We start from the raw sequence: 25,800 nt of genomic DNA on the forward strand, positions 1-25,800 counted from the left end.
GTCGTGCCGTACGGAGTCGGTGTCTACGCGGGTGAGAACAGGTGGTCGCTGATCAGGCGGGCCGCGCCGATCACGCCGGCGGTGGGGCCCAACTCCCCCAGGACGATGGGCAGGTTGCCGGTCGCGAGGGGCAGTGACTGGCGGTAGACCTGGGTGCGGATGGCGGCGAGCAGGGTGTGGCCGAGGCCGGTCACCCCGCCGCCGATCACCACCAGGCCGGGGTTGAAGAACGAGACGAGTCCGGCGATGACCTGGCCGACGCGGTTGCCGCCCTCGCGGATGAGGTCGAGGGAGGTGGCGTCGCCCGCGGCGGCCGCGGCGGCGACGTCGGCGGCGGTGAGGACGCCGTTCGTCTCCAGCCGGGTCGCGAGTTCCGCCGAGAGGCCCTGCTGGGCCGCCTCCACCGCGTCGCGGGCCAGGGCCGCGCCGCTGAAGTGGGCTTCCAGGCATCCCCGGTTGCCGCAGGCGCAGGGACGGCCGTCGGGCACGGCCTGGATGTGCCCGATGTCGCCGGCGCTGCCGGTCGTCCCGCGGTAGACCTGGCCGCCGACGACGATGCCGCAGCCGATGCCGGTGCCGATCTTGACGCAGAGGAAGTCGCCCACGGAGCGGGCGACGCCCGCGTGCTGCTCCCCCATCGCCATCAGGTTCACGTCGTTGTCGACCATGACCGGGCAGCCGAGTTCCTGGCTGAGCGCCTCCCGCACGGGGAAGCCGTCCCAGCCGGGCATGATCGGCGGAGCGACCGGTACGCCCTCGGGGAAGCGGACCGGGCCGGGAACGCCGATGCCGGCGCCGTCGAAGCCCTCGGCGAGTCCCGTCGCCCTCAACTTCGCTGCCATGGCGAGAACTTGCTCGAAGACCGCGACCGGTCCCTCACGCACGTCGAGGGGCTGGTTGAGGTGTCCGAGGGTTTCCAGTTCGGCGTTCGTGACCGCGACGTCGACCGAGGTCGCGCCGATGTCCACGCCGAGGAAGCGCAGTCCGGGGTGGAGCCGGACGTTGTGGGAGCGACGGCCGCCGCGCGAGGCGGCGAGCCCGTCGGCGACGACCAGTCCCGTCTCCAGCAACCGGTCCACCTCCACGGCCAGCTTGGACCGTGACAGGTCGATCTGATCGCCCAACTGAGCACGGGAGTTGGGGCCGCCGTCGCGCAACAGCTTGAGCAGCCGGGCCTGATGCGCGTTCGCGGGTCGCGCCGTCATACGTCTCACGATCCCCTCCCCGCCTCAATCGGCCGCCTGCTGTCGGGCTTTCGAGGGGAACGTAGCAGTGGTTGCCGGGGGTGGGAAGAAGTCGTGCACGGATTGCCGTGAACTTTCTCCACTCACAGGACAAAGGAGTGTCCAGGCGGCCCAGGAAGAGGGGAGGCCGTGCGCTTCTGGGGACGGGCGCCTCGGGGAGGGGTTTGTGGGGGCCGGGCGCCCGTTTCCGGAGTGTGTATACGGCCGCCGGTCCGGCTACTGATCACCGGCAACCGTATGCAGTCCGCCGGCAGGCATCCGCCTGCACCCCGTCGACCGCATACAGCCCGCAGCCCTCTCCCCGGCTCGTGTCGACCGTATGTAATCCCTCGACGCCCCAGCGCCTCTACGCCCCCTGACGCGCGTGGTAGGAGCGGCGTGTGTGCTCCGTGTGCTCCCGCATGAGCTGCGTGGCGCGCTGCTCGTCGCGCTCCACGATCGCGGCGATCAGATCCCGGTGCTCGATCCAGGACTGGTGTCCACGCTGTCGCGCGACCGGCGTGTAGTACCAGCGCACCCTGCGGTCGACCTGCGCCGCCAGTTCGGCGAGGACCGCGTTGCCCGCGAGCTCCATGATCTTCGCGTGGAAGCGGGCGTTGAGGGCGACGGCGCCGTCCACGTTGTCGGAGGCGACGGCCAGCATGCCCTGCGCCACGATCTCGTCCAGGGCCTCGATGCCGGACTTGTCCGCGTTCTTGGCGGCGAGCCGGGCGGCCTCGGCCTCCAACAGGGTGCGCACGGTGAGGAGTTGGTCGGCCTCCTCCTCGGTGGGTTCGTGCACGAAGGCGCCCTGGGCGGGACGCAGGTCGACCCATCCCTCGGTGTTCAGCCGCTGCAGCGCCTCACGCACGGGCTGGCGGGAGACGCCGAGGTGCCCGGCGAGTTCACTCTCGACGAGGTGCTGGCCGGGCTGCAGCGCACGGGTGGTGATGAGTTCGAGCAGCGCCTCGTAGACGCGCTCACGCAGCGGGCCGGGGCGTTCGAGCTTGGGCACCGCACCCTGCGGCAGTCCTGTCGACAACATCGGTCGGTCCCCCTCCTGGGCAGCACCGGGCGCCTGCGGCCGGAAAGCCAGTATCGATTGTCTTTCGTCTACAGTCTACGGCTCACTGTAGCCAGGGCCGGGCGCAGTTGAGCGCGTCACACCGCCGCTCGGCCACCTCGCGGCCGTACGACACGGCCGCTCACGGGCAGCGTACGACCTGCCCCGCGTACGAAAGGTTCCCGCCGAAGCCGAACAGCAGCACCGGGTCGCCGGTGGAGATCGCGCCACGCTCCACCAGCTTGGAGAAGGCGAGCGGAATACTGGCCGCGGAGGTGTTCCCCGATTCGGTGACATCGCGGGCGACGACCGCGTTGACGGCGCCGATCTTCTCCGCGAGGGGCTCGATGATGCGCAGGTTCGCCTGGTGCAGGACGACGGCGGCGAGGTCCTCGGGAGAGAGTCCCGCCCGTTCGCAGGCCTCCCGGGCGAGCGGCGGCAGTTGGGTGGTCGCCCAGCGGTAGACGCTCTGCCCCTCCTGCGCGAACCGGGCCGGCTGCCCCTCGATGCGCACCGCGTGCCCCATCTCGGGCACCGACCCCCACAGCACCGGCGCGATACCGGGCTCGGCACCGGCCGGACAGGCCTCGACCACGGCCGCGCCCGCCCCGTCCCCGACGAGCACGCAGGTGGTGCGGTCGCTCCAGTCCGTCACCTCGGACATCTTGTCCGCCCCGATCACCAGGGCCCGGTGAGCGGCGCCCGCCCGCACGGTGTGGTCGGCGGTGGCCAGCGCGTGGGTGAACCCGGCGCACACGACGTTGACGTCCATCGCGGCGGGCCGCGGGATGCCGAGGCGCGCGGCGACCCGGGCGGCCATGTTGGGCGAACGGTCCACGGCCGTGGAGGTGGCGACCAGCACCAGGTCGATGTCGGCGGGCGCGCGGCCGGCCGCGGCGAGCGCCTTGGCGGCGGCGTGCGCGGCCAACTCGTCCACGGGCTCGTCGGGCCCGGCGATGTGGCGCGTCCGGATGCCCACCCGGCTCCTGATCCACTCGTCACTGGTGTCGACCATGCCCGCCAGGTCCCCGTTGGTGAGTACCTTGGCGGGCTGGTAGTGGCCGACGGCGACGATGCGCGAGCCGTTCATTGGGTGATCCCCTCGGTGCCGTGGGTAGCGGGATTCACCAGTCTGGTCAGTGACTCACGGGTACGCGGGCGCGTGAAGCGACAGGAAACGGGTGCCGGGGTTGTCGGCTTCCCTCTAACCCACGGCCACCCGAGGACACCCGAGCGGTTCACCCCCCGGACGTGCGACACGGCACCGGCCCGGCCGCCGCGCGGCTATCCGGTGAACAGCTGCGTCGCCTTCCGTACGAGCTCGTACAGCCCGTAGGCGAGCGGTGCCCCCACCCACAGCCAGGCGAAGGCGATCAGCGGCCGCCGGTCAGGCGGACTCGGGCTGCTGGGGCTGGTGGGGCTGCTGTGGTGCGACATCGGCGGCCTCCCTGGGGGCGGGGACGTGGTGGTGGCGGGCGGGGACGGGCCGGACGAGCTCGTTGGCGACGAAGCCGACGGCGAGCAGCCCGATCATGATGAACAGGGAGAGGGTGTAGAGGGACGAGCCGTGCTTGCCGGCCTCCTCCTGCCGGTCGGCGATCCAGTTCACGATCAGCGGGCCGAGGACACCGGCCGTGGACCAGGCGGTGAGCAGCCGCCCGTGGATCGCGCCGACCTGGTAGGTCCCGAACAGGTCCTTCAGATAGGCGGGGATCGTGGCGAAGCCGCCGCCGTAGAAGGAGAGGATCACCAGCGCGCACAGGATGAACAGCGGCTTGGAGGAGTCTCCGACCAGGGCGATCAGCGCGTACATCAGGGCGCCGACGCCCAGGTAGACGCGGTAGATGTTCTTGCGGCCGATCAGGTCCGAGGTGGACGACCAGCCGATGCGGCCGGCCATGTTGGCCGCGGACAGCAGGGCGACGAAGCCCGCGGCGGCCGTCACGGACACCGGGGTGGAGGTGTCGGCGAAGAAGTCCGTGATCATGGGGGCGGCCTTCTCCAGGATGCCGATGCCGGCGGTCACGTTCATGCAGAGCACGACCCACAGGCACCAGAACTGCGGGGTGCGCACCGCGCTGCGGGCCGAGACCTGGACGCCCTGTGCGGCGCTCGGCCCGCCGCCCGTGGCGGGCCCCGTGACGCGCGGCACCCGCACCAGGAGGACGCCCAGCGTCATGAAGACCGCATACGAGATCCCGTGGACGAGGAACGCGAGCGCGATCCCCGAGTGGTCCGCGCCGAACGACTCCAGCATCTGCGCCGACCAGGGCGAGGCGATGAGCGCGCCGCCGCCGAAGCCCATGATGGCGATGCCGGTGGCCATGCCGGGCCGGTCCGGGAACCACTTGATCAGTGTGGAGACGGGCGAGATGTACCCGATGCCGAGGCCGATGCCGCCGACGAAGCCGTAGCCGAGCACGATCAGCCAGTACTGCTCGGTGGCGGCGCCGAGCGCGGAGATCAGGAAGCCGGACGAGAAGCAGACAAGGGCGACGGTCATCGCCCAGCGCGGGCCGTTGCGTTCGACGAGCGTGCCGCCGAAGGCGGCGGACAAGCCCAGCATGACGATGGCGAGCTGGAAGGGCAGCGCGCTCTGTGTGCCGCTGAGGCCGAGCGCGGATTCGAGCGGCGGCTTGAAGACGGACCAGGCGTAGGCCTGCCCGATGGAGAGGTGGACCGAGAGGGCGGCCGGGGGGACGAGCCAGCGGCTCCAGCCGGGCGGCGCGATGGGGGGACTCATGAGTCCCGAACGGTAGGAAGGATCACGCTCGTTGAAAAGGCGGCGCGTCGACGGTATGCGGTGAACGGTATGCGGGCTGCGACGAGCGGTCGACCCGCGACGGGTTTTCCTCGCCGGGTGACGGCGCTCCGATGAAGTCCGATGAGGGACCGTCACCTGGGGGGCCGACGGCACGGCGCCAACCGCCTACGCGACCCCTACGTGACCCCTTGCCGCCCCAACCCCCATACTGTAGACAATATTCCGTCGACAGTGTTCGGCAGTTCCTCGGTACCCTCGACCGAACGGAGCTCCCTCACCATGAAAGTCGCAGTCCTCGGCGCCGGTGCGATCGGCGCCTACGTCGGTGCCGCGCTCCATCGCGCCGGCGCCGATGTGCACCTCGTCGCCCGTGGACCGCATCTCGCGGCCATGAGGCGGCACGGGGTGCGGGTGCTCAGCCCACGCGGCGACTTCACCGCCCGCGCCCACGCCACCGACGACCCGGCCGAGATCGGCCCGGTCGACTACGTCTTCCTCGGCCTGAAGGCCCACTCGTACGCGGCGTGCGGGCCGCTGATCGAGCCCCTTCTGCACGAGACGACGGCGGTGGTCGCCGCCCAGAACGGCATCCCCTGGTGGTACTTCCACCGGCACGGCGGCCCCTACGACGGCCACCGCGTCGAGAGCGTGGACCCCGGCGGCGGGGTCAGTGCGGTGCTCGCGCCCGAACGGGCCGTCGGCTGCGTGGTGTACGCCGCCACCGAACTCGAAGGACCGGGCCTCGTACGGCACTTGGAAGGCACCCGGTTCTCGGTCGGTGAACCCGACCGCAGCGTCTCCGCGCGCTGCCTCACCTTCAGCGAGGCCATGCGGGCGGGCGGGCTGAAGTGCCCGGTCGAGCCCCACCTGCGCAACGACATCTGGCTCAAGCTGCTGGGCAACATCTCCTTCAACCCGATCAGCGCGCTCGCCCGCGCCACCATGCGGCAGATGTGTCTGCACGGCGGCACCCGCCAGGTCATCGAGACGATGATGCGCGAGACGCTCACGGTCGCGGAGGCCCTCGGCTGTGAGGTGGGCGTCTCCATCGAACGTCGGCTCGCGGGCGCGGAGCGCGTCGGCGACCACCGCACCTCCACGCTCCAGGACCTGGAGCGGGGCAAGCCGCTCGAACTCGACGTCCTCCTCGCGGCCGTCGTCGAGTTGGCGGAGATCACCGGCGTGGAGGTGCCCACCCTGCGCACCGTGCACGCCATCTCGGACCTGCTCGCGCTGAGGAGCGCCGCATGAAGAGGACGAGGAACCGCGGACCGAAGACCTACACCCGGCTCACCCACCCCCTCGTGCGCGACTCCCGCGACGGACCCTTCCGGCAGGCGAGCTGGGACGAGGCGCTGGACCGGGCCGCCCGGGGCCTGGCCGCCGCGCGCGGGGCGTTCGGCATGTTCTCCTGCGCCCGCGCGACCAACGAGATGAACTACGTGGCGCAGAAGTTCGCCCGGGTCGTCATGGGCACCAACAACGTCGACTCCTGCAACCGCACCTGTCACGCCCCCAGCGTCGCGGGCCTGTCGGCCGCCTTCGGCTCCGGCGGCGGGACGTCGTCGTACGAGGAGATCGAGCACACGGACGTCATCGTGATGTGGGGGTCCAACGCCCGGTTCGCGCATCCGATCTTCTTCCAGCATGTACTGAAGGGGATCAGGAACGGCGGTCGACTGTATGCGGTCGACCCGCGACGGACGTCCACCGCCGCGTGGGCGGAGAGCTGGCTGGGGCTCAACGTCGGCACCGACATCCCGATGGCCCACGCGATCGGCCGGGAGATCATCCACGCCGGCCTCGCGAACCACGCGTTCATCGAGCGGGCGACCAGCGGCTTCGAGGAGTACAAGGCGCTGGTCGAGCCGTGGACGCTGTCGCTGGCCGAGAAGGTGACCGGCGTACCGGCCGCCGCCATACGGGAGCTGGCACACGCCTACGCCCGCGCCGAGCGCGCCCAGCTGTGCTGGACCCTCGGCATCACCGAGCACCACAACGGCACCGACAACGTCCGCGCGCTGATCAACCTCTCCCTGCTCACCGGCCACGTCGGCCGCTACGGCTCGGGACTTCAGCCCCTGCGCGGCCAGAACAACGTCCAGGGCGGCGGCGACATGGGCGCGATCCCCAACCGTCTGCCCGGCTTCCAGGACATCCTCGACCCGGACGTCCGACTGAAGTTCGAGTCGGCCTGGGACACCGTCATCCAGCCGCACTACGGGCTGAACCTGACGGAGATGTTCGAGGCGATGGAGGACGGCACCCTGAAGGCCGTCTACTGCATCGGCGAGAACCCGGCGCAGTCGGAGGCCGACAGCGAGCAGGCCGTACGGCGGCTGAAGGCGCTGGACTTCCTCGTCGTCCAGGACATCTTCCTCACGAAGACGGCCGAGCTGGCGGACGTGGTGCTGCCCGCGACCGCCGGCTGGGCGGAGACCGAGGGCACGACCACCAACAGCGAACGGCGGGTCCAGCGCGTACGCCGCGCGGTGACACCTCCCGGTGAGGCCCGCGAGGACATCGACATCCTCTGCGACCTGGCGGCCCGCCTCGGCCACGACTTCAAGTACGCCGACGCGGAGACCGTGTGGAACGAGCTGCGCTCGGTGTCGCCGGACCACTACGGGATGACGTACGACCGGCTGGAGCAGCATCAGGGCATCCAGTGGCCGTGCCCGAGCACCGAGCGTCTGGAGCCGAGCTACCTGCACGGCCGGTTGTGGGAGACCGATCCCGGACGGCGGGGCAGGCGGGCGCCGTTCGGGATCGTGCAGCACGATCCGCCGGTCGACCTCACGGACGAGGAGTATCCGATCCGGCTGACCACCGGCAGGCGGCTGGACTCCTACAACACCGGCGTGCAGAGCGGCGGTTACGCCTCCCCGCTGCGGCGCGGCGAGTACGTCGAGCTGTGCCCGGAGGACGCCGAGCACCTCGGGGTCGTCGTCGGCGAGGAGGTCCGGGTGTCGTCGCGGCGCGGGTCGGTGGTGGCGCCGGTGTGGATCGACACCGCGCTGCGGCCCGGGCTCGCCTTCATGACCATGCATTTTCCCGACGAGGTGGACACCAACCAGCTGACGATCGAGGCCAACTGCCCGATCGCGGGGACGGCGGAGTTCAAGGCGTCGGCGATCCGGATCGAGAAGCTCGCGGCTCCTACCTACGTGAGGTGACGGCGTGGACCTGCACTTCGGCGACAGCAAGCCGACGGACGAGGAACGGGCCGCCGTCGACGCCCTGTTGGGGCCTCCCGAGTCGTCGTGGGAGGGGGCGGCCCGCGAGGGGACGACGGCCGCCGACCTGAGGTGGGCGCGCGGCGGCCGCGAGGCCCGCGATCGCCGTGACCTGCTGCTGCCGGGGCTGCACGCGATCAACGACCGCGTCGGCTGGATCAGCGAAGGCGCCCTCGACTACCTCTGCCGGCGTCTGACCGTCCCACCGGCGGAGGCGTACGGGGTGGCGACGTTCTACGCGATGTTCTCCGTGAAGCCCCGCCCCGCGACCGTCCTCCACGTCTGTACGGACCTCGCCTGCACGGCCGCCGGCGCGAAGGAACTGTGCGCCGGCCTCGAGTCCGGCCTCGGCCCGGGCGTCCACGTCGACCGCAGCCCCTGCCTCGGCCTGTGCGAACGCGCCCCGGCCACCCTCACGATCAGGGCGGGCGATCCGGCGCGTACGGCGGTGTCGGCGCCGGCGACGGTACGCGAGGCCGTGCTGGCCGCGACCGCGCCGGACTCGTCGCCGGAGGAACCGCCCGCGGTGTCGGCGGTCCCGCAGGCCGGGAGCGAGGGCCTCGTCCTGCTGCGCCGCGTCGGTGTCGTCGACCCCGCGTCCCTCGACGACTACCGCGCCCACGGCGGCTACTCGGCCCTGCGCCGCGCCTTCGCGCTCGGCCCCGCCGGTGTCATCCGCGAGGTCACCGACTCGGGGCTGGTCGGGCGCGGCGGTGCCGCCTTCCCCACCGGGCGCAAGTGGCAGGCCACGGCGTCCCAGCCCGACCATCCGCACTACCTGGTCTGCAACGCGGACGAGTCCGAGCCGGGCACCTTCAAGGACCGGGTGCTGATGGAGGGCGACCCGTACGCGCTCGTCGAGGCGATGACGATCGCGGCGTATGCGATCGGCGCGCACCAGGGATACCTGTATGTCCGCGGCGAATATCCGCGAGCGACACACCGTATGCAATATGCCGTCGACCAGGCGCGTGCCCGTGGTCTGCTCGGCGACGACGTCCTCGGGCAGGGCTATGCCTTCGACATCGAGATCCGGCGCGGTGCGGGCGCCTACATCTGCGGCGAGGAGACGGCCCTGTTCAACTCCATCGAGGGCTACCGGGGCGAGCCGCGCTCGAAGCCGCCGTTCCCGGTGGAGAAGGGCCTGTTCGGCAAGCCGACGGTCGAGAACAACGTGGAGACGCTGGTCAACGTCCTGCCCGTCCTGACCATGGGCGCGTCGGCGTACGCCGCGATCGGCACGGCGAAGTCGACCGGCCCGAAGCTGTTCTGCGTGTCGGGCAGCGTGGCGCGCCCCGGCGTCTACGAGGTGCCGTTCGGCGCGACGCTGGGCGAGCTCCTCGCCCGGGCCGGTGTCCGCGACCGGCTGCGCGCGGTGCTGCTCGGCGGGGCGGCCGGCGGCTTCGTACGACCCGACGAGATGGACATCCCTCTCACCTTCGAAGGCACCCGTGAGGCGGGCACGACCCTCGGCTCCGGGGTCGTCATGGCCTTCGACGACTCGGTCCCGCTCCCCCGGCTCCTGCTGCGCATCGCCGAGTTCTTCCGCGACGAGTCGTGCGGGCAGTGCGTGCCGTGCCGGGTCGGGACCGTGCGCCAGGAGGAGGCGCTGCACCGGATCGCGCAGCGCACGGGCGCGGCCGCCGCCGATGACATCGCCCTGCTCAGGGAGGTCGGCCGGGCGATGCGGGACGCCTCGATCTGCGGTCTGGGGCAGACCGCGTGGAACGCCGTGGAATCCGCCATCGACCGCTTGGGGGCGTACGAATGACCGTGACACCGCTGGGGATCCCGCGCCGGCTGCTGGAGTTCACCATCGACGGCGAGCCGGTGCGCGCGCCCGAGGGTTCGACGATTCTGGACGCGTGCCGGGCGGCCGGGAAGGATGTGCCGACCCTCTGCCAGGGCGACACGCTCACCCCGAAGAACGCCTGCCGCCTCTGCGTCGTGGAGGTCGAGGGCTCCCGCACCCTCGTCCCCGCGTGCTCCCGCACGGCGGCTCCCGGTATGCAGGTCCGCACCGACTCCGAGCGCGCCCGGCACAGCCGCAGAATCGTCCTCGAACTGCTCGCCTCCTCGGTCGACCTGTCCACGACACCCCGGGTCGCCGAGTGGATCAAGGAGTACGAGGCGAAGCCCGACCGCTTCGGCCCGGACGCGGCCCGGGTCGACGAGGAACCCAGGATCGACAACGACCTGTACGTCCGTGACTACGACAAGTGCATCCTCTGCTACAAGTGCGTCGACGCCTGCGGTGACCAGTGGCAGAACACCTTCGCGATCTCCGTCTCGGGACGCGGTTTCGACGCCCGGATCGCCGTCGAGCACGACGCGCCGCTGACCGACTCGGCGTGCGTGTACTGCGGGAACTGCATCGAGGTGTGCCCGACGGGGGCGCTGTCGTTCAGGTCGGAGTTCGACCGACGGGCGGCCGGGACCTGGGACGAGGGGGCACAGACGCGGACGACGACCGTGTGCGCGTACTGCGGAGTGGGCTGCAACCTGACGCTGCACGTGCAGGACAATGAGATCGTGAAGGTCACCTCGCCGCACGACAACCCGGTGACCCACGGCAACCTCTGCATCAAGGGCCGCTTCGGCTACCAGCACGTACAGAACCGGGGCTGATCACGACATGGGACGAGTCACCGAACGACGCAAGGTGCTCCGCATACGCGACGGAGTGGTCTCCAGCCGGCCGGACACGCTGGTCGCCGAGGAGCCACTGGAGATCCGGCTGGACGGCAAGCCGCTCGCCATCACCATGCGCACACCCGGTGACGACTTCGCGCTGGCCGCCGGATTCCTGGTCAGCGAAGGCGTCCTGGCCGCGGCATCCGATCTGCTGAATATCGTCTACTGTGCCGGGGCGACGGTCGACGGCTCGAACACCTACAACGTCGTCGACGTGAAGACCGCCCCCGGCGTCGAGATCCCCGACATCACCCTCGAGCGGAACGTCTACACGACGTCGTCCTGCGGCCTGTGCGGCAAGGCGAGCCTGGACGCCGTCCGTACGACGGCCCGCTGGCCCATCGCCGACACTCCCCCGGTCCGGGTCGAACCGGAGCTGCTCGCGAGCCTCCCCGACCGGCTGCGCGCGGCCCAGCGCGTCTTCGACCGGACCGGGGGTCTGCACGCGGCGGCGCTGTTCTCGGAGGAGGGCGAGCTGCTGGACGTACGGGAGGACGTCGGCCGGCACAACGCGGTCGACAAGCTGGTCGGTCGCGCCCTGCAGAACGGGGAGCTGCCGCTGTCCCGCACGATCCTGCTGGTGTCGGGCCGGGCCTCCTTCGAGCTGGCGCAGAAGGCCGTGATGGCGGGCATCCCGGTGCTCGCGGCGGTCTCGGCGCCCTCCTCGCTGGCGGTGGACCTGGCCGCGGAGACCGGGCTGACGCTGGTGGGTTTCCTGCGGGGCAGTTCCATGAACGTGTACGCGGGTGAGGGCCGCATCTCCCTGGGGACCGCGGCCGCCCGGGGCTGAGGCGGCTGCCCGCGGCACGGCGGCGGGGCCCCGACCGGCGGGGAGCGCCCCCTGCGCCGCAGGGGCCCCGTCTCAGTCCTCCCCCGCCTCTGCGGAGCCCCGGCCTCTCCCACCCCGCACAGCTCCCCGGCCGCGGGCCCGCACCTACCCGGCCACGAACCGCACGTCCGCCGCCCGTACGACCGACCCCAGCCGGGGAAAGTCGAGCCGCACCGACGCCTCGTGCTCGGCGCCGGTGAGCGCGGCCATCGCGTCCTCGACGAAGACCAGGTCGTAGCCGAGGTCGCCCGCGGCGCGGGCGGTGGACTCGACGCCGAGGTTGGTGGCGACACCGCCGAACACCACCGTGGTGACGCCGCGTCGGCGCAGCAGTTCGTCCAGGCCCGTGCCCTGGAAGCCGCCGACGGTCCGCTTGACGATCTCCATGTCGCCCTCGTGCAGCAGCCCGGCCACCAGACCGCTGCCGGGCGGCTGCTCGGCGACGCCGGGGCGTTCGGCACGGACGAGGACGACAAGCGCCCCGGCGGCGCGAAACGCGTCCGCCAGTTCCTCGGCGACGGCGAGCACGTCGGCGCCCTTGCGGGGCTCCAGGGGGAGGGCGACGATCCGGTCCATCAGATCGACCAGGACGAGAGCGGTGCGGGCGGGGTCCAGCGCGAGGGGTACGGTCATGACGGAACGTTATCCCCCGTCAGCCCTCCGTACCGGAAATCCGGATCAACGGGTCCGTCAATCGGCCACGTTCGGCCGTGGAGGCCACCTCGCGGTGCCACATCCGCGTGCCTTCCGCCTCCGACGCCTCCACGCCTGATACCCCGGCGACCGCGAGGGCCGCCACGGCCGGGCTCAGCGCGAACGGGGCGCTGTGTCGACGGCGGTCCGAGACCCCGCGGCCGGCGCCGGCGCGTCGACGGCCGGCGGCTCCGGGTCGCGTGCCCGGCGCTTGGCGATCACCGCGCACACCATGAGCTGCATCTGGTGGAAGAGCATCAACGGCAGCACGGCGAGGGAGGCGTGCGCGCCGAACAGAACGCTCGCCATGGGCAGTCCGGAGGCGAGGGACTTCTTCGAGCCCGCGAACTGGATCGCGATCCGGTCCTCGCGGCCGAACCGCAACGCCTTGGCGCCGTACCAGGTCAGCGCCAGCATCACGGCGAGGAGTACGGCCTCGACGATCAGCAACCCGCCGAGCCGGACCGGGCTCACCTGGTGCCAGATGCCCTGGACCATGCCCTCGCTGAACGCGGTGTAGACGACGAGGAGGATCGAGCCTCGGTCGACGTATCCGAGGACCTTCTTGTGGCGGGCGACGAAACCGCCGATCCACCGGCGCAGCAGCTGGCCCGCCACGAACGGCACGAGCAGCTGCAGCACGATCTCGACGAGGGAGTCCGTGGAGAAACCGCCCGCGCTGCTGCCGAGCAGCGCGGCCGCCAGCAGTGGGGTGACCACGATGCCGACCAGGGAGGAGAAGGAGCCCGCGCAGATCGCCGCGGGCACGTTGCCGCGGGCGATCGAGGTGAAGGCGATCGACGACTGGATGGTCGAGGGGACCAGGGTGAGGAACAGCAGCCCCTGGTAGAGCGGGTCGGTCAGGAACACCGGGACGAGACCCCGGGCGGCCAGGCCCAGCACCGGGAAGATCACGAACGTGCAGGCGAGGACCGTGACGTGCAGCCGCCAGTGCTTCAGGCCGTCCAGCGCCTCCCGGGTGGACAGGCGGGCGCCGTACAGGAAGAAGAGGAAGGCGATCGCGGCCGTGGAGGCGCCGGAGGCCACGTCGGCGGCGGCACCGCGCGCCGGGACGAGCGCCGCGAGGCCCACTGTCCCGAGCAACAGCAGGATGTACGGGTCGATCGGCATCCAACTCGGCCAACGCAGGCGTTCCACGGTGCTCCACTTGCTCGATGTGCTTCGTCGTTCAATGTGCCGGGGCCCGCGGGGCCCCTCTCCATCGTCCTCCTCGCCCGCTTGATCGGGAATCCGTCATACCGCACTGACTGTCATCACGAATCGCGATGGCCGGGTACCGTGGTCGGCATGTACGACCCCGCCCACCTGCGTACCTTCCTGGCGGTCGCGCAGACCCTCAGCTTCACCCAGGCCGCCCGGCGGCTCGGGCTGCGCCAGTCCACGGTCAGCCAGCACGTACGGCGTCTGGAGGACGCGGCCGGGCGGACGCTGTTCTCCCGGGACACGCACTCTGTGGAGCTGACGGAGGACGGTGAGGCGATGCTCGGTTTCGCGCGCCGGATCCTGGAGGTGCACGAGCAGGCCGCGGCGTTCTTCACCGGCACCCGGCTGCGCGGCCGGCTGCGCTTCGGCGCGTCCGAGGACTTCGTGCTGACCCGGCTGCCGGAGATCCTGGAGGGCTTCCGTCACGACCACCCCGAGGTCGACCTGGAGCTGACGGTGGAACTGTCCGGCACGCTGCACGAACAGCTGGCGGCCGGGAAACTGGACCTGGTGCTGGCCAAGCGGCGGCCCGAGGACCCGCGCGGCGAACTGGTCTGGCACGACGAGCTGGTGTGGATCGGCGCGGAACGGCTGCGCCTGGACGGCGAGCGACCGGTCCCGCTCATCGTGTTCCCGCCGCCGGGCATCACCCGGGCTCTCGCCATGGAGGCGTTGGAGCGGCAGGGGCGGGCGTGGCGGATCGTGTGCACGAGCGGCAGCCTCAACGGCCTCATCGCGGCCGCCCGCGCGGGCCTGGGCGTGATGGCGCACTCGCGCGGCCTGATCCCGCCCGGCCTGGTCCGGGTCCCCGACCGGTCGGGCCTGCCGGAACTGGGCCGGGTGGACTTCGTCCTCGTCCACGGCCCGCGCCGTACGTCCGCCCAGGGCGCCGCCGACGCGCTGGCGGCGGCCATCCTGGCGGGCGGCGACCGGCTGCACCGGCGCCGTGGGGCGGGGCCCGGCCGACGGATCGGCCCCCAGTCAGTCGGCGACGACGGCTGAGCCGCCGGCCGCCGGCCGCAGGCCCACCGCATACTGCACACGCCACACGGTCGACCGTGTACTGACGTACGGGACATCGCACGCCGCACATTGCACACCGCACTCGGCGCACCACACACCGCAGACGGCAGACGGCAGACGGCAGACGGCAGACGGCACATTGCATACCGAATGCCGGATCCCCCACAACCGCCGCCAGCCACCCCAGAGCCGACGCCGGTCCGGCCGCCCCCTACCGCCGCCCCGCGGCAAGCGGATACCGTCGCCCTCCCCCGGCGAGCGAACCGACGCCCGCCGTAACGGAACCGACGCTTCCGGCGCTGTTCGCAGAGAGGAGTACGACACGAAGCCACCCCCCTCCCGACAGGGGTTGGGCAGCGTAAGCGGGTCGGGCAGATTCGGTGGAGATTACGGCACCGAAACTTACTCAACCGTCAGTTTTCTGTCCGACCCTTCCGCATGTGAGCCCATTTTCCGGCACTGACCAGCGCAGACGAGAGCATCGCTCGCTTTCCGGCCCTCTCCCGCCCCGCCCGGCCGTGGGGTAGCTTTCACGGCGCTGCGCGGCATGAGAAGCGGGGTGCGGGCTTTGCGCGAGTTCTCCAACCCTCCGTTGGCGTTGGCACCGCCGGTGGGCGGACTGGCCGACGTCGTCTTCCAGCACGCCCAGGACGACCCCCACCACATCGCGCTGGGCCGCAAGGACGAGCAGGGCGAGTGGCGGGACGTGACCTCCGCCGAGTTCCGCGACGAGGTCCTCGCCCTCGCCAAGGGCCTGCTCGCCCAGGGCGTCCGCTTCGGCGACCGCGTCGCGATCATGTCCCGCACCCGCTACGAGTGGACCCTCTTCGACTTCGCCCTGTGGACCGTCGGCGCCCAGGTGGTCCCCGTCTACCCGACCTCCTCGGCCGAGCAGTGCTTCTGGATGCTGTACGACGCCGAGGTCACGGCCGCGGTGGTGGAGCACGAGGACCACGCGATGACGATCGCCACCGTCATCGACCGCCTCCCGCGGTTGCGGCGCCTGTGGCAGCTGGACTCGGGGTGTGTGCAGGAGCTCTACGACGCCGGTGCCGCCATCGAGGACGACGTGGTGCACCGGCACCGGGAGGCGGTCACACCGGACTCGATCGCCACGATCATCTACACCTCCGGCACGACCGGCCGCCCCAAGGGCTGTCTCCTCTCGCACGGCAACTTCATGTTCGAGGCGGACACCGTCATCCAGCGCTGGGAGCCGGTGTTCCACTCCAAGAAGGGCGACGAGGCGGCGACCCTGCTGTTCCTGCCCCTCGCGCACGTCTTCGGGCGGATGGTGCAGATCGCCGCGATCCGCGGCAGGGTCCGCTTCGGCCACCAGCCCCAGATGCAGGCGGCGGCCCTGCTGCCCGATCTGGCCGCGTTCCGGCCGACGTTCTTCCTGGCCGTGCCGTACATCTTCGAGAAGGTCTTCAACGCGGCCCGCCGCAAGGCCGAGCGGGAGGGGAAGGCGGGGCCGTTCGAGAAGGCCGTCGACATCGCCGTGAGCTACGCGGAGGCGGTGGAGGCGAAGGCCTGGGGCATCGGGCCCGGGCCCTCGGCGGGCCTGCGCGTGCAGCACCAGCTGTTCGACAAACTCGTCTACTCCAAGATGCGCGCCGCGATGGGCGGCCGGGTCCGGCACGCGATGTCGGGCGGCTCCGCGATGGACCGCAAGCTCGGCCTGTTCTTCGCCGGCGCGGGGGTGCAGATCTACGAGGGCTACGGCCTGACGGAGTCGACGGCGGCCGCGACCGCCAATCCGCCCGGACGCACCCGCTACGGCACCGTGGGCCGGCCCATCCCCGGCATGACCGTGCACATCGCGGACGACGGCGAGATCTGGCTGCACGGCGCCAACGTCTTCCAGGGCTACCTCAACAACCCCAAGGCCACCGACGAGACCCTGCACGACGGCTGGCTGGCCACCGGCGACCTGGGCGCCCTCGACGAGGACGGCTACCTCACCATCACCGGCCGCAAGAAGGAGATCCTGGTCACGTCCGGCGGCAAAAGCGTTTCGCCGGGGCTGCTGGAGGAACGCGTCAGGGACCATCCGCTGGTGAACCAGTGCATCGTCGTCGGCAACGACAGGCCGTTCGTCGCCGCCCTGGTCACCCTCGACCAGGAGGCCGTCGAACACTGGCTGCAGATGCGCGGGAAACCGCGGCTGACACCGGCCGAGCTGGTGCGTGACCCCGACCTGGAGACCGAGGTGCGGCGGGCCGTGGTCGCCGCCAACACGCTGGTCTCGCAGGCCGAGTCGATCCGCACCTTCCGCATCCTCGCCCAGCCGTTCACCGAGGAACACGGACTGCTCACCCCGTCCCTGAAGCTGAAGCGCAAGGCCATCGAGAACACGTACGCCGACGAGGTCGAGGCGCTGTACCGCACCTGAGGCCCCGGGACACGAATTCGGGGGTCAGGAATGCATCACGCCTCGTGATCGTTGACGATGGGAGCACCACTTGACGGACAACCGAAGGATCAAGAGCTCGTGAGCAGCAAGGTCCCCCCGATCATCCTCAACAACGGCGTCGAGATGCCCCAGCTGGGCTTCGGCGTCTGGCAGGTGCCGGACGACGAGGCTCAGCAGGCGGTCTCGACCGCGCTGGAGGCCGGGTACCGCAGCATCGACACAGCGGCGATCTACGGCAACGAAGAGGGCACCGGCCAGGCCATCACCTCCTCCGGCGTGCCCCGCGAGGACATCTTCGTCACCACCAAGCTCTGGAACAGCGACCAGGGGTACGACGCGACGCTCCGCGCGTTCGACACCTCGCTGGCGAAGCTGGGCCTGGACTACGTCGACCTGTACCTCATCCACTGGCCGCTGCCGGCCCGGGGCACGTACGTCGACACGTACAAGGCGTTCGAGAAGCTTCTCGCGGACGGCCGTGTGCGGGCCATCGGCGTCTCCAACTTCCTGCCGGAGCACCTCGAGCGGCTGATCGGCGAGACGTCGGTGATCCCGGCGGTCAACCAGATCGAGCTGCACCCGCACCTGCAGCAGCACGCCGCGCGCGAGTTCCACGCGGAGCAGGGCATCGCGACCGAGGCGTGGTCGCCGCTCGGCCAGGGCAAGGGCCTGCTGGAGGTTCCGGCGATCGTGGCCATCGCCCAGAAGCACGGCCGCACGCCGGCCCAGGTGGTGCTGCGCTGGCACCTGCAGCTGGGCAACGTCGTGATCCCCAAGTCCGTGACGCCGTCCCGGATCAAGGAGAACATCGAGGTCTTCGACTTCAGCCTGGACACCGAGGACCTGGCCGCGATCAGCGCGCTGAACGAGGACCGGCGCATCGGCCCTGACCCGGCGACGTTCGACATCGGCTGAGCGACACCGGCTGAGTGACATCGGCCGAGCGGGTCCACACCCACGCCGTGGGGGGGGGCCCCGCCCCCGGGGGGCCCCCCCCCCGCCGGGGGGGGGGTGCGGGGGGGGGGGGCCCGCCGGGGGGGGGGGGGCCCCCCCCGGGGGGGTGGGGCCCGGGGGGGGGGCCCCCCCCGGCCGGGGCCGGCGGGGCCCCACCTCCTCCTCCCTCAGTAGCGGAAGCTCGCCTTCCCCTCGTGGATGTAGAGGAAGGCGGGCGTGATGACGGGACCCTCCGCCTCAGGGACCAGGGTGAAACCCTGGGCGCGGACGGCGGCCACGGCACCGATCTTGTCCGGCGGGAACAGGGCTTCCCTGGCTTCGTCCTGGGCGTCGAAGAGGGGGCGCCATCTCTCCCATGAGGTGCCAGGGGTGAAGGAGCAGAGGAACCATGGCTGGTCCACCGATTCGAGAGTCAGCCTGCCGACGGTCTCACCGGCGCAGCTCACGGCCCAGGAAGGACCGTCGTTCTCGGAATTCATCTCCCCTCCTTTCACAGGCCACCCGCGATGTCGTCCATGATGCTCTGCAAGGGGGTTCCCGGGCCCCAGTATTTGACGATCGCGTCCCCGCCCACCATGTTCTTGATGAGCACTTCCCGGTCGCGGAACGCCGTCTCTCCCAGGTCCATTCCCATCTCTCTCACGAAGTCCGGGACCTCGAGATGCCGTCCGATGTCGGCGACCTCGTCCGTGACCCGATTCAAATCGATCGCCACGTAACCGTAGCCTCCACGGGTCCCCGAGGGATGTCCCTCGCCGTAGCGGTTGACCATGACGCTGGGATCCCGGGTGGTGGAGATCCAGGGCGTCGTCCCGTCCGGCGTTCCCATCACGTGCTGCCACGGCTTCACGTCCGGATCGGATCCGGCCCGCGAGATGCCCGACGGCCCTTCTCCTTCCTTGAGCGCGCGGAAGACGATGTTGGGCTTCTTCGCACCGCCACCGCCACCGCCGGCACGGCTTCCGCCGCCGGCGCCGCCGTCACCACCACTCTTCTTGCCGCCCGCGCCGTCACCCTTGGTCGGGGCACCGGAGCCGGCGTTCTCCTTGGGCTTGGCGGGCTTGTCGGGCTTGGGGGCCTCCTTGGGCTTGGGCGCCGCCGGAGGCACGACCTCGTCCGCGGCCTTGGTGGCCGCCTTGGCATCGGACGCCGCGTCGGCTGCCTTGTCGACAGTCTTGACCGCGTCGATCGCCTCGTCCGCGTACTTCGCGCCCTTGGCCGCCGTGGCCGCGTACCCGGCGAGCGGGATGGCCGAGGAGAAGGAGAGCCCGGCATCGACGTAGTTGCCTTCGGCGAGGTACCAGGCGCCGTTGATGACGTCCGCGGCCTCACCGAAGACCGGCACCAGACCAACGACGTCGAGTGCGGCGTGACCGATGTCGGACCAGCCCCACCACAGGCCCGACGGGTCGGGAAACGCGATCGGGTTGTTGCGTCCGTAGGCGTAGGCGTTGAGGTGCTGGGGGTCGGTCAGGTCGAGCATCGGGTCGACCGACAGGAAGCGTCCGGTGGACGGGTCGTACTGACGAGCCCCCATGTGCACCAGGCCGGAGCCCGGGTCGTTGGTGGCTCCGACGAAGCCCTTCTGGCCAGGGATGGCGCCGGCGGTGCCGCGCACCTGCCCGAAGGGGGCCGTGCGGCGCTGCGCGATCGCCTGCGTGGAGGCGTCGACGGAGATCTCGGTGGTGCCGTTGTAGCCGCCGCCGAGCCAGTACACCTGGGTGGGCGAGGTACGGATGGCGACGTTCGCGCCCCCGAACGCGTAGTAGCGGACCGCGGCCTTGACGTCGTCCGTGGTGGCAGCGGTGTTCTTGGTGTCGACCGTGAGCTCGGTGCTGCCCAGGTAGAGCGTGGACTTGCCGTACTCGCGCCGGATCAGGCGGCTGCCCGCGGCGTCGTAGACGTACGACGTGTGCTTGGTGAAGACCCAGCGCTGTGCGGCGGTGCCGTTGCAGTCGTAGAGCTTCAGGTCGGTGCCGTCGGCCGTGGCCGAGGACGGGATGTCCAGGCAGCGGCCGGAGGCGTTGTGCTTCAGGCTGCCGTCGTCGCGGATGCTCCACTTCTGGGCCGCGTCGGTGGTGTCGCAGGGCTGGACCTGGACGGCCGCCGACTGGGCAGAGCTCGCGGGTTCGGCGCAGACACCGAGGGCCTTGAGCTGTCCGTCCTTGGTGAGCTCCCAGTTCTGCGCGTCGGTGGTGCCACAGGTGTAGATCTGCACCGGGGTGCCGACGGCGGTGGCCGAACCCTGGACGTCGAGGCACTTGCCCGACAGGCCGGTGACGTGGCCCTCGTCGCCCACCTTGGAGGTGGAGGCGAGCCTGCCCTGGGTGTCGTAGCGCAGTACCTGGTTGACGGCCGGGCCGGCGGCGGTGGCCTGCTTGGTGCGGCTGACGGTGTTCCCGGCCGCGTCGTAGCCGTAGCTGTCGGTGGTGTCGGTGGTCGCCGTCACCGCTCCAGAGGCGTTGACCGTCTCCGACTTGACCGCGGTGCTGCGCAGCGCGTGGACGGGGAAGGCCCCGGGGTCGTTCGGCTTGTAGGTGCTGGTGATCCGGAGTGCGGAGGTGCCTCCGGCCGCCGGGTTGACGGGGTTGCGGACCTCCGTGGTGCGGTTGCCCGCCGCGTCGTAGGTGTACTGGTGCCAGTACGGGGCCGGCCCGCCGATGGTGCTGCCGGGGGTCGGCTTCGCACAGGTGGTGGAGGTCTGCGTCCACGCGTCGGTGAGCCTGCGCAGGTAGTCGTACTGGAAGCACTGGACGTCCGGCGCCTTGCCCTCGGGGGTGTCCGCGAGTTTCGTGACGTTGCCGGAGGCGTCATACACGTAGTTGAGGTCGGAGTCGGGCGTGGTGACGGACTCGCGGTCGAGCCGGGTCCGGGAGAGCCTGCGGGTGCCTTCCTCGTAGAAGTTGGTGAGCCAGGTCTGCTTGGCGGCGCTGCTGGTGCCGAGCGTGTACTGGAGCGCCTCACCGAAGTCGGAGTAGGTCGTGTCACGGACGTAGTCCGTGGTGCCGTAGGAGAAGACCGGCTGCCCTGTGAGGTTGTAGCCGTAGGTGATCTTCTCGGAGGCCAGGTTGCCCGCCGCCGGAACGGTGAGGGACTTCGGACTGCCGTCCGCCCGGTACTCGGCGGTGCTGGTGTAGGAGCCGCCCAGACCCGTCTCGGCGCTCGGCACGGTCACCGTGGTCTTGGTCGGATTGCCGCCCGCGTCGTACGCCTCGACGGTCGACTTGTACTCGTTGCCGCCGCTGAAGCTGCTCGCGGAGCCCAGTCGGCCTATGCCGCCGGACGCGGTGTCGTAGACCCAGGAGCTGAGCACGGTCGCACCATTGACGATCTTGGTGGTCCGGCCGAGGTTGTCGTAGCTGTGGGTCAGGGTCTGGCCGAGCGCGTCGGTCGTGGTCCTGACCCGGTCGAACTCGTCGTAGGTCGACGTGGTGGTTCCCTTGTCGGGGTCCACGGCGGTCTTCTGACGGCCCAACAGGTCGTACGTCCACTTCCAGACGTTCTTGCCAGTGGTGTCCATGACCTGGGAGAGACGGCCGGCCTTGTCGTAGTCGTAGTTCGTGGTGCGCGCCACGCCGGAGGTGTCGGCGGACTCGTACTCGACGACCTTGGTGGTGCGGCCCTGCGCGTCGTTCCACACGTCGGCCGGCGTACCGCCCGGCGGGGGGATGGTGGTGACGTGGTCCCCGTGGAAGACGGTCTTGCTCTGCCACTTCACCGCGCCGGCGACCTTGAACACGACACCGGTCGCCCGGCCCGAGCCGTCGTACACGGTCTCAGAGGCCGCAGGCGTACCCCCGACCGCAGCCGACGAGTCGACCAGCTTCGTGTCCGGGTCGTTCAGGTTGTAGAACGGCCCGTGCTGGATGATCGCCAGACCCCGCGAGTCGTACTCGGTCAGCGTCAGGACGCGGCCGGTGTTCGGGGTCGGGGACTGGGTCTGGCGTTCGCGCAGCAGGCCGTCGTACAGCGCGTGGCCGACCGTGATGTTGCCGTTGGCGCGCAGTGTCTTCGTGGTGACCGAGGTCGGGCCGTCGGCGCGGATGTCGTAGACGTACTCGGTGTCGGGCGTGTCCGTGGCCTTCGCGTGGCCGGGCAGCCAGACCTTGGTGAGCCGGCCGAGTGCGTCGTACGCCAGGTCGGTGCGTTGGGAGTTGGCGTCGAGGGTGCTGGTGACCAGGCCCCAGGCCGGGTCGACCGCGGACGTGGTGCTCTGGCCCGTGCCGCCGCTCGCGGGCGGCGGGGTGGTGACCTTCATGCCCGTCACCGGACCGCCCGTGGTGGGCGTGTACGAGGTGACGGTCTTGTTGTCCTTGGTGTCGTAGCTCGCCGTCACGCGGCCGTGGACGTCGTACTCGGTGCGGCTGACCGTCTGCAGGACGGGCTTGCCGTCGGTGTAGCCGGTGACGCGCTGGGAGGCGGAGACCTCGCCCTGGGTGGGCTCGGCGCCGTAGGCCAGGCCGTCGTACAGGGTGCGTACGTCGGAGATCGCGTCGCCGGGGAGGGAGGCGGTGGTGTCGCAGTTGACGGCGACCGTCGAGACCCGCTTCACCAGGGTGAGCAGGGTCCTGTCGTCGTTGCGGGCGTACTCGTAGCGGGTGCAGGAGTCGTCGGACGTGTCGGCGTTCGCCTTGTTCGCGCCGATGTCGCCGAGGTCCGAGGACTGCTTGAGCATGCCGTAGGAGTCGTACTCGTGGACGATCGCGGTGCGGCGGACGGCCGAGCCGTCGAGAGCGGTGCGGGTGTCCACCCGTGCGGTGCTGGTCAGCTGTGCCTTGTCCGACCCCTCGGTGGCGGTCGCCGCCGACAGCCAGGGGGTGTTGACCGAGCCGGTGACCTCCTTGGCCGCGCGGTCGGCGGCGGTGGGGTCCGGTACCGAGGAGTAGGTGCGGGTCTCCAGGAGGTAGCCCTGGAGCCGGTCGGCGTCCTGGACGCGCGTGCCGTCGGAGGCGGTGACCCAGACGTCCTCGGTGCCGCCGTCCTCGTCGGCCCGGTCGCCGTCCATGCCGCGCAGGAAGGTGCTCTCGGCACTCAGCTGCTTGGTGGAGGAGTCACCGGTGACGGTGCGGACCGTGCCGAAGCCCCGGAACTGCGACCAGGTCTTCTTCTTGGCCTTGGCGATCTCGCTGTCGTCGTAGCGCCAGGCCGCGCCGCCGTAGTAGGTGTACGTGGTGATCTTGTCGACGCCGGGGACGGTCGCGTCGTCCTCGGCGACGGTGTCCACCACGTACTTGTGGAACCAGTCCTCGTCCTCCCCGATGCTGCCTTCCTCGGACCAGAAGGACGGGAAGCACAGCTTGGTGTTGTTCCACGGGGTCCGCTTCTCACCGGACTTGCACTCGGTGTCCTTGTAGGTGACCGAGGTGACGCCGCCGGTCTCGGAGCGGATGGCCCGGATGCGCCACTTGCCCATGGGCAGCCGGCCGTCGGTGTTGGCGTAGACGCGGTTGTTGTTCTTGACGCCGTAGAAGACGGTCTTCAGCGGCTCGCTGTTCGCGCCGTTCGCCTTGCCGGTGTGGGTGATGGACTGCAGCCACAGGGACGCCGTGGAGCCGTCGCCCGTGTCGGGGTAGCTCTGGTCGAGGCTCCAGGTGTCGACGGGGGTGTAGCCGCCGGACTTGCGGACCTCGGTGGTGACGGAGGTCAGCCGCTTGCGGGAGAAGAACGACGGCGACCACTGCTCCTTGCAGGACTCGTCGTCGGTGCAGATCTGGTCGAACGGGACGTCCGGCCAGTTGGCGGCGGTGGACTCCTTGAGGTCGCCGGGCTCGCAGTTCTCGGCCGCGGCCTTGCAGCGCTCGGCGACGCCGAAGACGACCCGGGCGGGGGCCTCGGTGGTCAGGTCGCTGCCCTTGCGCTCGCCGTACTCGATGCGCTTGAGGTAGCCGCCCCGGTCGTAGGAGACGGAGACGTCGTCACGGTTGGCGCCGTAGCGGTTGGTCTCCTTCTCCCAGTACAGGGTCATGGAGTTGTCGTGGGTGTCGAGGACGTAGTCGAGGTTCCAGCGCCAGGTCTGGTTGCAGCGGGACTCCTTGAAGGTGTCCTCGTGGCAGGGCTCGCCGGAGTCGTCGCCGTAGACCGGCGTCTGCCAGGCGGAGTCCTGCACACCGCCGGGGTCGTCGGCGGAGCGCTTGTTGCGGCCGAAGTAGTAGCGGGTCCCGTCGGTCGTGGTGACCAGCCAGAACTCCTTGCTGTCACCGGAGTTGTAGCCGCCCGACCAGCGCTCGATCTTCGTGCCGTCGTCCGTCTTCAGCCGCCAGGTGCCCTCCAGCTTCATGTCCGGGTTGCCGTCGAGGGTCTTCGACGCGTCCGCGCCGGACTTCTTGACCAGCTCCCCGTTGCGGCCGCCGAAGGACATGGTGGCGTTGTCGGAGACCCAGCACTGGTCGTACTTCTCCTCGCCCTTGGTGTCGTGCCCGTCGTCCTTGCAGGAACGGTAGGAACGCTCGATGTAGCCCTGGGAGAGGTCGAAGCCCTCGCCGACCCAGCTGGTCTGCGCGCTGGTGGAGGACGTACGGCCGTCCACGGCACCCGAGTTGTACGACAGCTGCAGCTGCGGTGAGGGACCGGCGACCGCCGGCGGCACCCGCAGCGGGTACTGCCAGGAGAACGAGCCGGAGTTTCCGGCCATCTGCCAGGTGCCGGCCGGGGTGAGCGGGGTCGCGGCGAAGCTGCCGTTCGGGCCCGAGGCCCCGGCGGAGACCGCCACGACCGAGGCGGCGGCGGACGCGGCGGCCAGGGAGGTCCTGGCCCCGCCGGTCGTCCTGGGCGCGGCCGGGACGGCCACTTCGGCGGTCAGGGTGCCGCTCTTGACGTCGTTGCCGGTCGGCAGAACCGTTCCGGCGGTGCAGCCGGCCGCCTGCGGAGTGGTCAGGGCGCAGGCGGGGAGCTGGACGAGCCGCAGCCGGGTGGCCCAGTCTCCGCCGTAGGCCTTGGCGAACTTCTGGTAGTCGACCTCGACGGCGACCTTGCCGGCCGTCGCGCCGCCGTCGGCGCGGGCGAGGGTCAGCACCGGGCCGTCGATCCCGGCGCGGCGTGCGGACGCGCGGTCCAGGACGCGGACGGAGACCTTGCCGGGCACGCGGGCGTCGAGGGTGCCGGCCGTGCTGTCACGGGTCGCGCTCTTGGCCGAGACCAGTCCGGCGCGGACCGCCGCCGGAGCGGACACCCGGACCGGCAGCGTCCCCGCGCGGCCCTCCACGGCGGCTTGGGGCGCGGTGAGCTTTCCGCTGAGTGCCTGCTTCTTCAGATCGGCGACGGGGAGTTGGGCCACGGCCGCGCCGGGCGTGGGCCACACCGGTGCGGGTACGGCCTTGCGGGCGGCCTTGGCCGCGTCGTCCGGTGGCACGGCGGAGGTGTCCCAGGGGATCTCCCGGACCGGGACGGACTCCATCGTCTGGGTCTTCGGCCGGCGCTTCTCGCGGGCCGCCTCGTCGACGTCGTCCGCGTGGGCCGGGGGCCCCTGGAGAAGGGTGAGGGCGAGGACGCTCACCAGGCCGGCGGCGAGGGAGCGGCCCGCGGTCCGCAGTCTTCGGCGTGTTCGTGGTGTGGGGGGTGCCCCCCGGCTGATGCGCATGGCGCGACCTCTCTCTAGGGCTCTGCAGGGCGGCGCGGGGCAGGGCAGGGCAACGCGCGGCACACGCCCTGCTCGGCGAGCAGTCGTCGGGGAAAAGGTGGGAAG

Annotated in this window: 17 protein-coding genes; 8 read left to right on the top strand and 9 right to left on the bottom strand. The window is 70.9% G+C overall.

The features are described from left to right. Positions 1–23: 23 nt before the first annotated feature. From ACPT94_RS09160 to ACPT94_RS09180, 5 genes are all read right to left on the bottom strand, one after another. A complete protein-coding gene (locus ACPT94_RS09160; protein WP_360329869.1) occupies positions 24–1,205 on the bottom strand; it encodes an ROK family transcriptional regulator in 1,182 nt (393 codons plus the stop codon). 385 nt (positions 1,206–1,590) lie between these two features. After that, positions 1,591–2,268: a GntR family transcriptional regulator gene (locus tag ACPT94_RS09165; RefSeq protein WP_360329872.1), complete on the bottom strand. Its 678-nt coding sequence runs from the start codon at positions 2,266–2,268 to the stop codon at positions 1,591–1,593. Between the two features lie 160 nt (positions 2,269–2,428). Next, positions 2,429–3,376 carry a beta-ketoacyl-ACP synthase III gene (locus ACPT94_RS09170; protein ID WP_360329875.1) on the bottom strand — a complete coding sequence of 316 codons (948 nt, stop codon included), beginning with the start codon at positions 3,374–3,376 and terminating at the stop codon, positions 2,429–2,431. A gap of 194 nt (positions 3,377–3,570) precedes the next feature. Beyond that, positions 3,571–3,723 carry an MFS transporter small subunit gene (locus tag ACPT94_RS09175; RefSeq protein WP_360329878.1) on the bottom strand — a complete coding sequence of 51 codons (153 nt, stop codon included), beginning with the start codon at positions 3,721–3,723 and terminating at the stop codon, positions 3,571–3,573. After that, on the bottom strand, positions 3,674–5,029 hold the full coding sequence (locus ACPT94_RS09180) for an OFA family MFS transporter (RefSeq protein WP_360329881.1): 1,356 nt from the start codon (positions 5,027–5,029) through the stop codon (positions 3,674–3,676). Before ACPT94_RS09180 ends, ACPT94_RS09175 begins: the two co-directional genes overlap by 50 nt. Before the next feature lie 300 nt (positions 5,030–5,329). On the opposite strand from ACPT94_RS09180, the gene ACPT94_RS09185 reads away from it, so the two are divergent. The 5 genes from ACPT94_RS09185 to fdhD are packed head-to-tail and all read left to right on the top strand — an operon-like array spanning position 5,330 to position 11,770. Further along, positions 5,330–6,301, top strand: coding sequence for a 2-dehydropantoate 2-reductase (locus tag ACPT94_RS09185; protein ID WP_425245610.1), 972 nt, complete (start codon positions 5,330–5,332; stop codon positions 6,299–6,301). Then, on the top strand, positions 6,298–8,226 hold the full coding sequence (locus tag ACPT94_RS09190; RefSeq protein ID WP_360329886.1) for a molybdopterin oxidoreductase family protein: 1,929 nt from the start codon (positions 6,298–6,300) through the stop codon (positions 8,224–8,226). Before ACPT94_RS09185 ends, ACPT94_RS09190 begins: the two co-directional genes overlap by 4 nt. A gap of 4 nt (positions 8,227–8,230) precedes the next feature. Beyond that, the gene (locus tag ACPT94_RS09195; RefSeq protein ID WP_360329889.1) at positions 8,231–10,057 is read left to right on the top strand and encodes an NADH-ubiquinone oxidoreductase-F iron-sulfur binding region domain-containing protein; all 1,827 of its coding nucleotides are present in this window, start codon (positions 8,231–8,233) and stop codon (positions 10,055–10,057) included. After that, positions 10,054–10,914 (top strand): 2Fe-2S iron-sulfur cluster-binding protein, encoded by an 861-nt coding sequence (locus tag ACPT94_RS09200; RefSeq protein WP_425245611.1) that lies wholly within the window; start codon positions 10,054–10,056, stop codon positions 10,912–10,914. Before ACPT94_RS09195 ends, ACPT94_RS09200 begins: the two co-directional genes overlap by 4 nt. A gap of 7 nt (positions 10,915–10,921) precedes the next feature. After that, complete coding sequence (fdhD, locus tag ACPT94_RS09205; protein ID WP_425245612.1) at positions 10,922–11,770, top strand: formate dehydrogenase accessory sulfurtransferase FdhD; 849 nt, start codon at positions 10,922–10,924, stop codon at positions 11,768–11,770. A gap of 144 nt (positions 11,771–11,914) precedes the next feature. Here fdhD and ACPT94_RS09210 read toward each other — a convergent pair whose 3' ends face one another. Together ACPT94_RS09210 and ACPT94_RS09215 are read right to left on the bottom strand one after the other, a co-directional pair. Next, complete coding sequence (locus ACPT94_RS09210; RefSeq protein WP_360329898.1) at positions 11,915–12,442, bottom strand: isochorismatase family protein; 528 nt, start codon at positions 12,440–12,442, stop codon at positions 11,915–11,917. Positions 12,443–12,616: 174 nt separating this feature from the next. After that, on the bottom strand, positions 12,617–13,660 hold the full coding sequence (locus ACPT94_RS09215) for a bile acid:sodium symporter family protein (protein ID WP_425245613.1): 1,044 nt from the start codon (positions 13,658–13,660) through the stop codon (positions 12,617–12,619). A 150-nt stretch (positions 13,661–13,810) separates the two neighbouring features. Here ACPT94_RS09215 and ACPT94_RS09220 point away from each other — a divergent pair, with 150 nt between their 5' ends. From ACPT94_RS09220 to ACPT94_RS09230, 3 genes are all read left to right on the top strand, one after another. Then, positions 13,811–14,728, top strand: coding sequence for a LysR substrate-binding domain-containing protein (locus ACPT94_RS09220; protein ID WP_425245614.1), 918 nt, complete (start codon positions 13,811–13,813; stop codon positions 14,726–14,728). Between the two features lie 589 nt (positions 14,729–15,317). Next, positions 15,318–17,144: an AMP-dependent synthetase/ligase gene (locus tag ACPT94_RS09225; RefSeq protein WP_425245615.1), complete on the top strand. Its 1,827-nt coding sequence runs from the start codon at positions 15,318–15,320 to the stop codon at positions 17,142–17,144. Between the two features lie 99 nt (positions 17,145–17,243). Beyond that, a complete protein-coding gene (locus tag ACPT94_RS09230) occupies positions 17,244–18,080 on the top strand; it encodes an aldo/keto reductase (protein ID WP_360329910.1) in 837 nt (278 codons plus the stop codon). Between the two features lie 206 nt (positions 18,081–18,286). Here ACPT94_RS09230 and ACPT94_RS09235 read toward each other — a convergent pair whose 3' ends face one another. Next, positions 18,287–18,598 (bottom strand): hypothetical protein, encoded by a 312-nt coding sequence (locus ACPT94_RS09235; RefSeq protein WP_360349722.1) that lies wholly within the window; start codon positions 18,596–18,598, stop codon positions 18,287–18,289. 11 nt (positions 18,599–18,609) lie between these two features. Next, positions 18,610–25,695, bottom strand: a complete 7,086-nt coding sequence (locus ACPT94_RS09240) for a ricin-type beta-trefoil lectin domain protein (RefSeq protein WP_360349720.1) — start codon at positions 25,693–25,695, stop codon at positions 18,610–18,612. Positions 25,696–25,800 lie beyond the last annotated feature (105 nt).

This window comes from Streptomyces aurantiaciflavus (assembly GCF_049808595.1).
Lineage (GTDB): Bacteria > Actinomycetota > Actinomycetes > Streptomycetales > Streptomycetaceae > Streptomyces.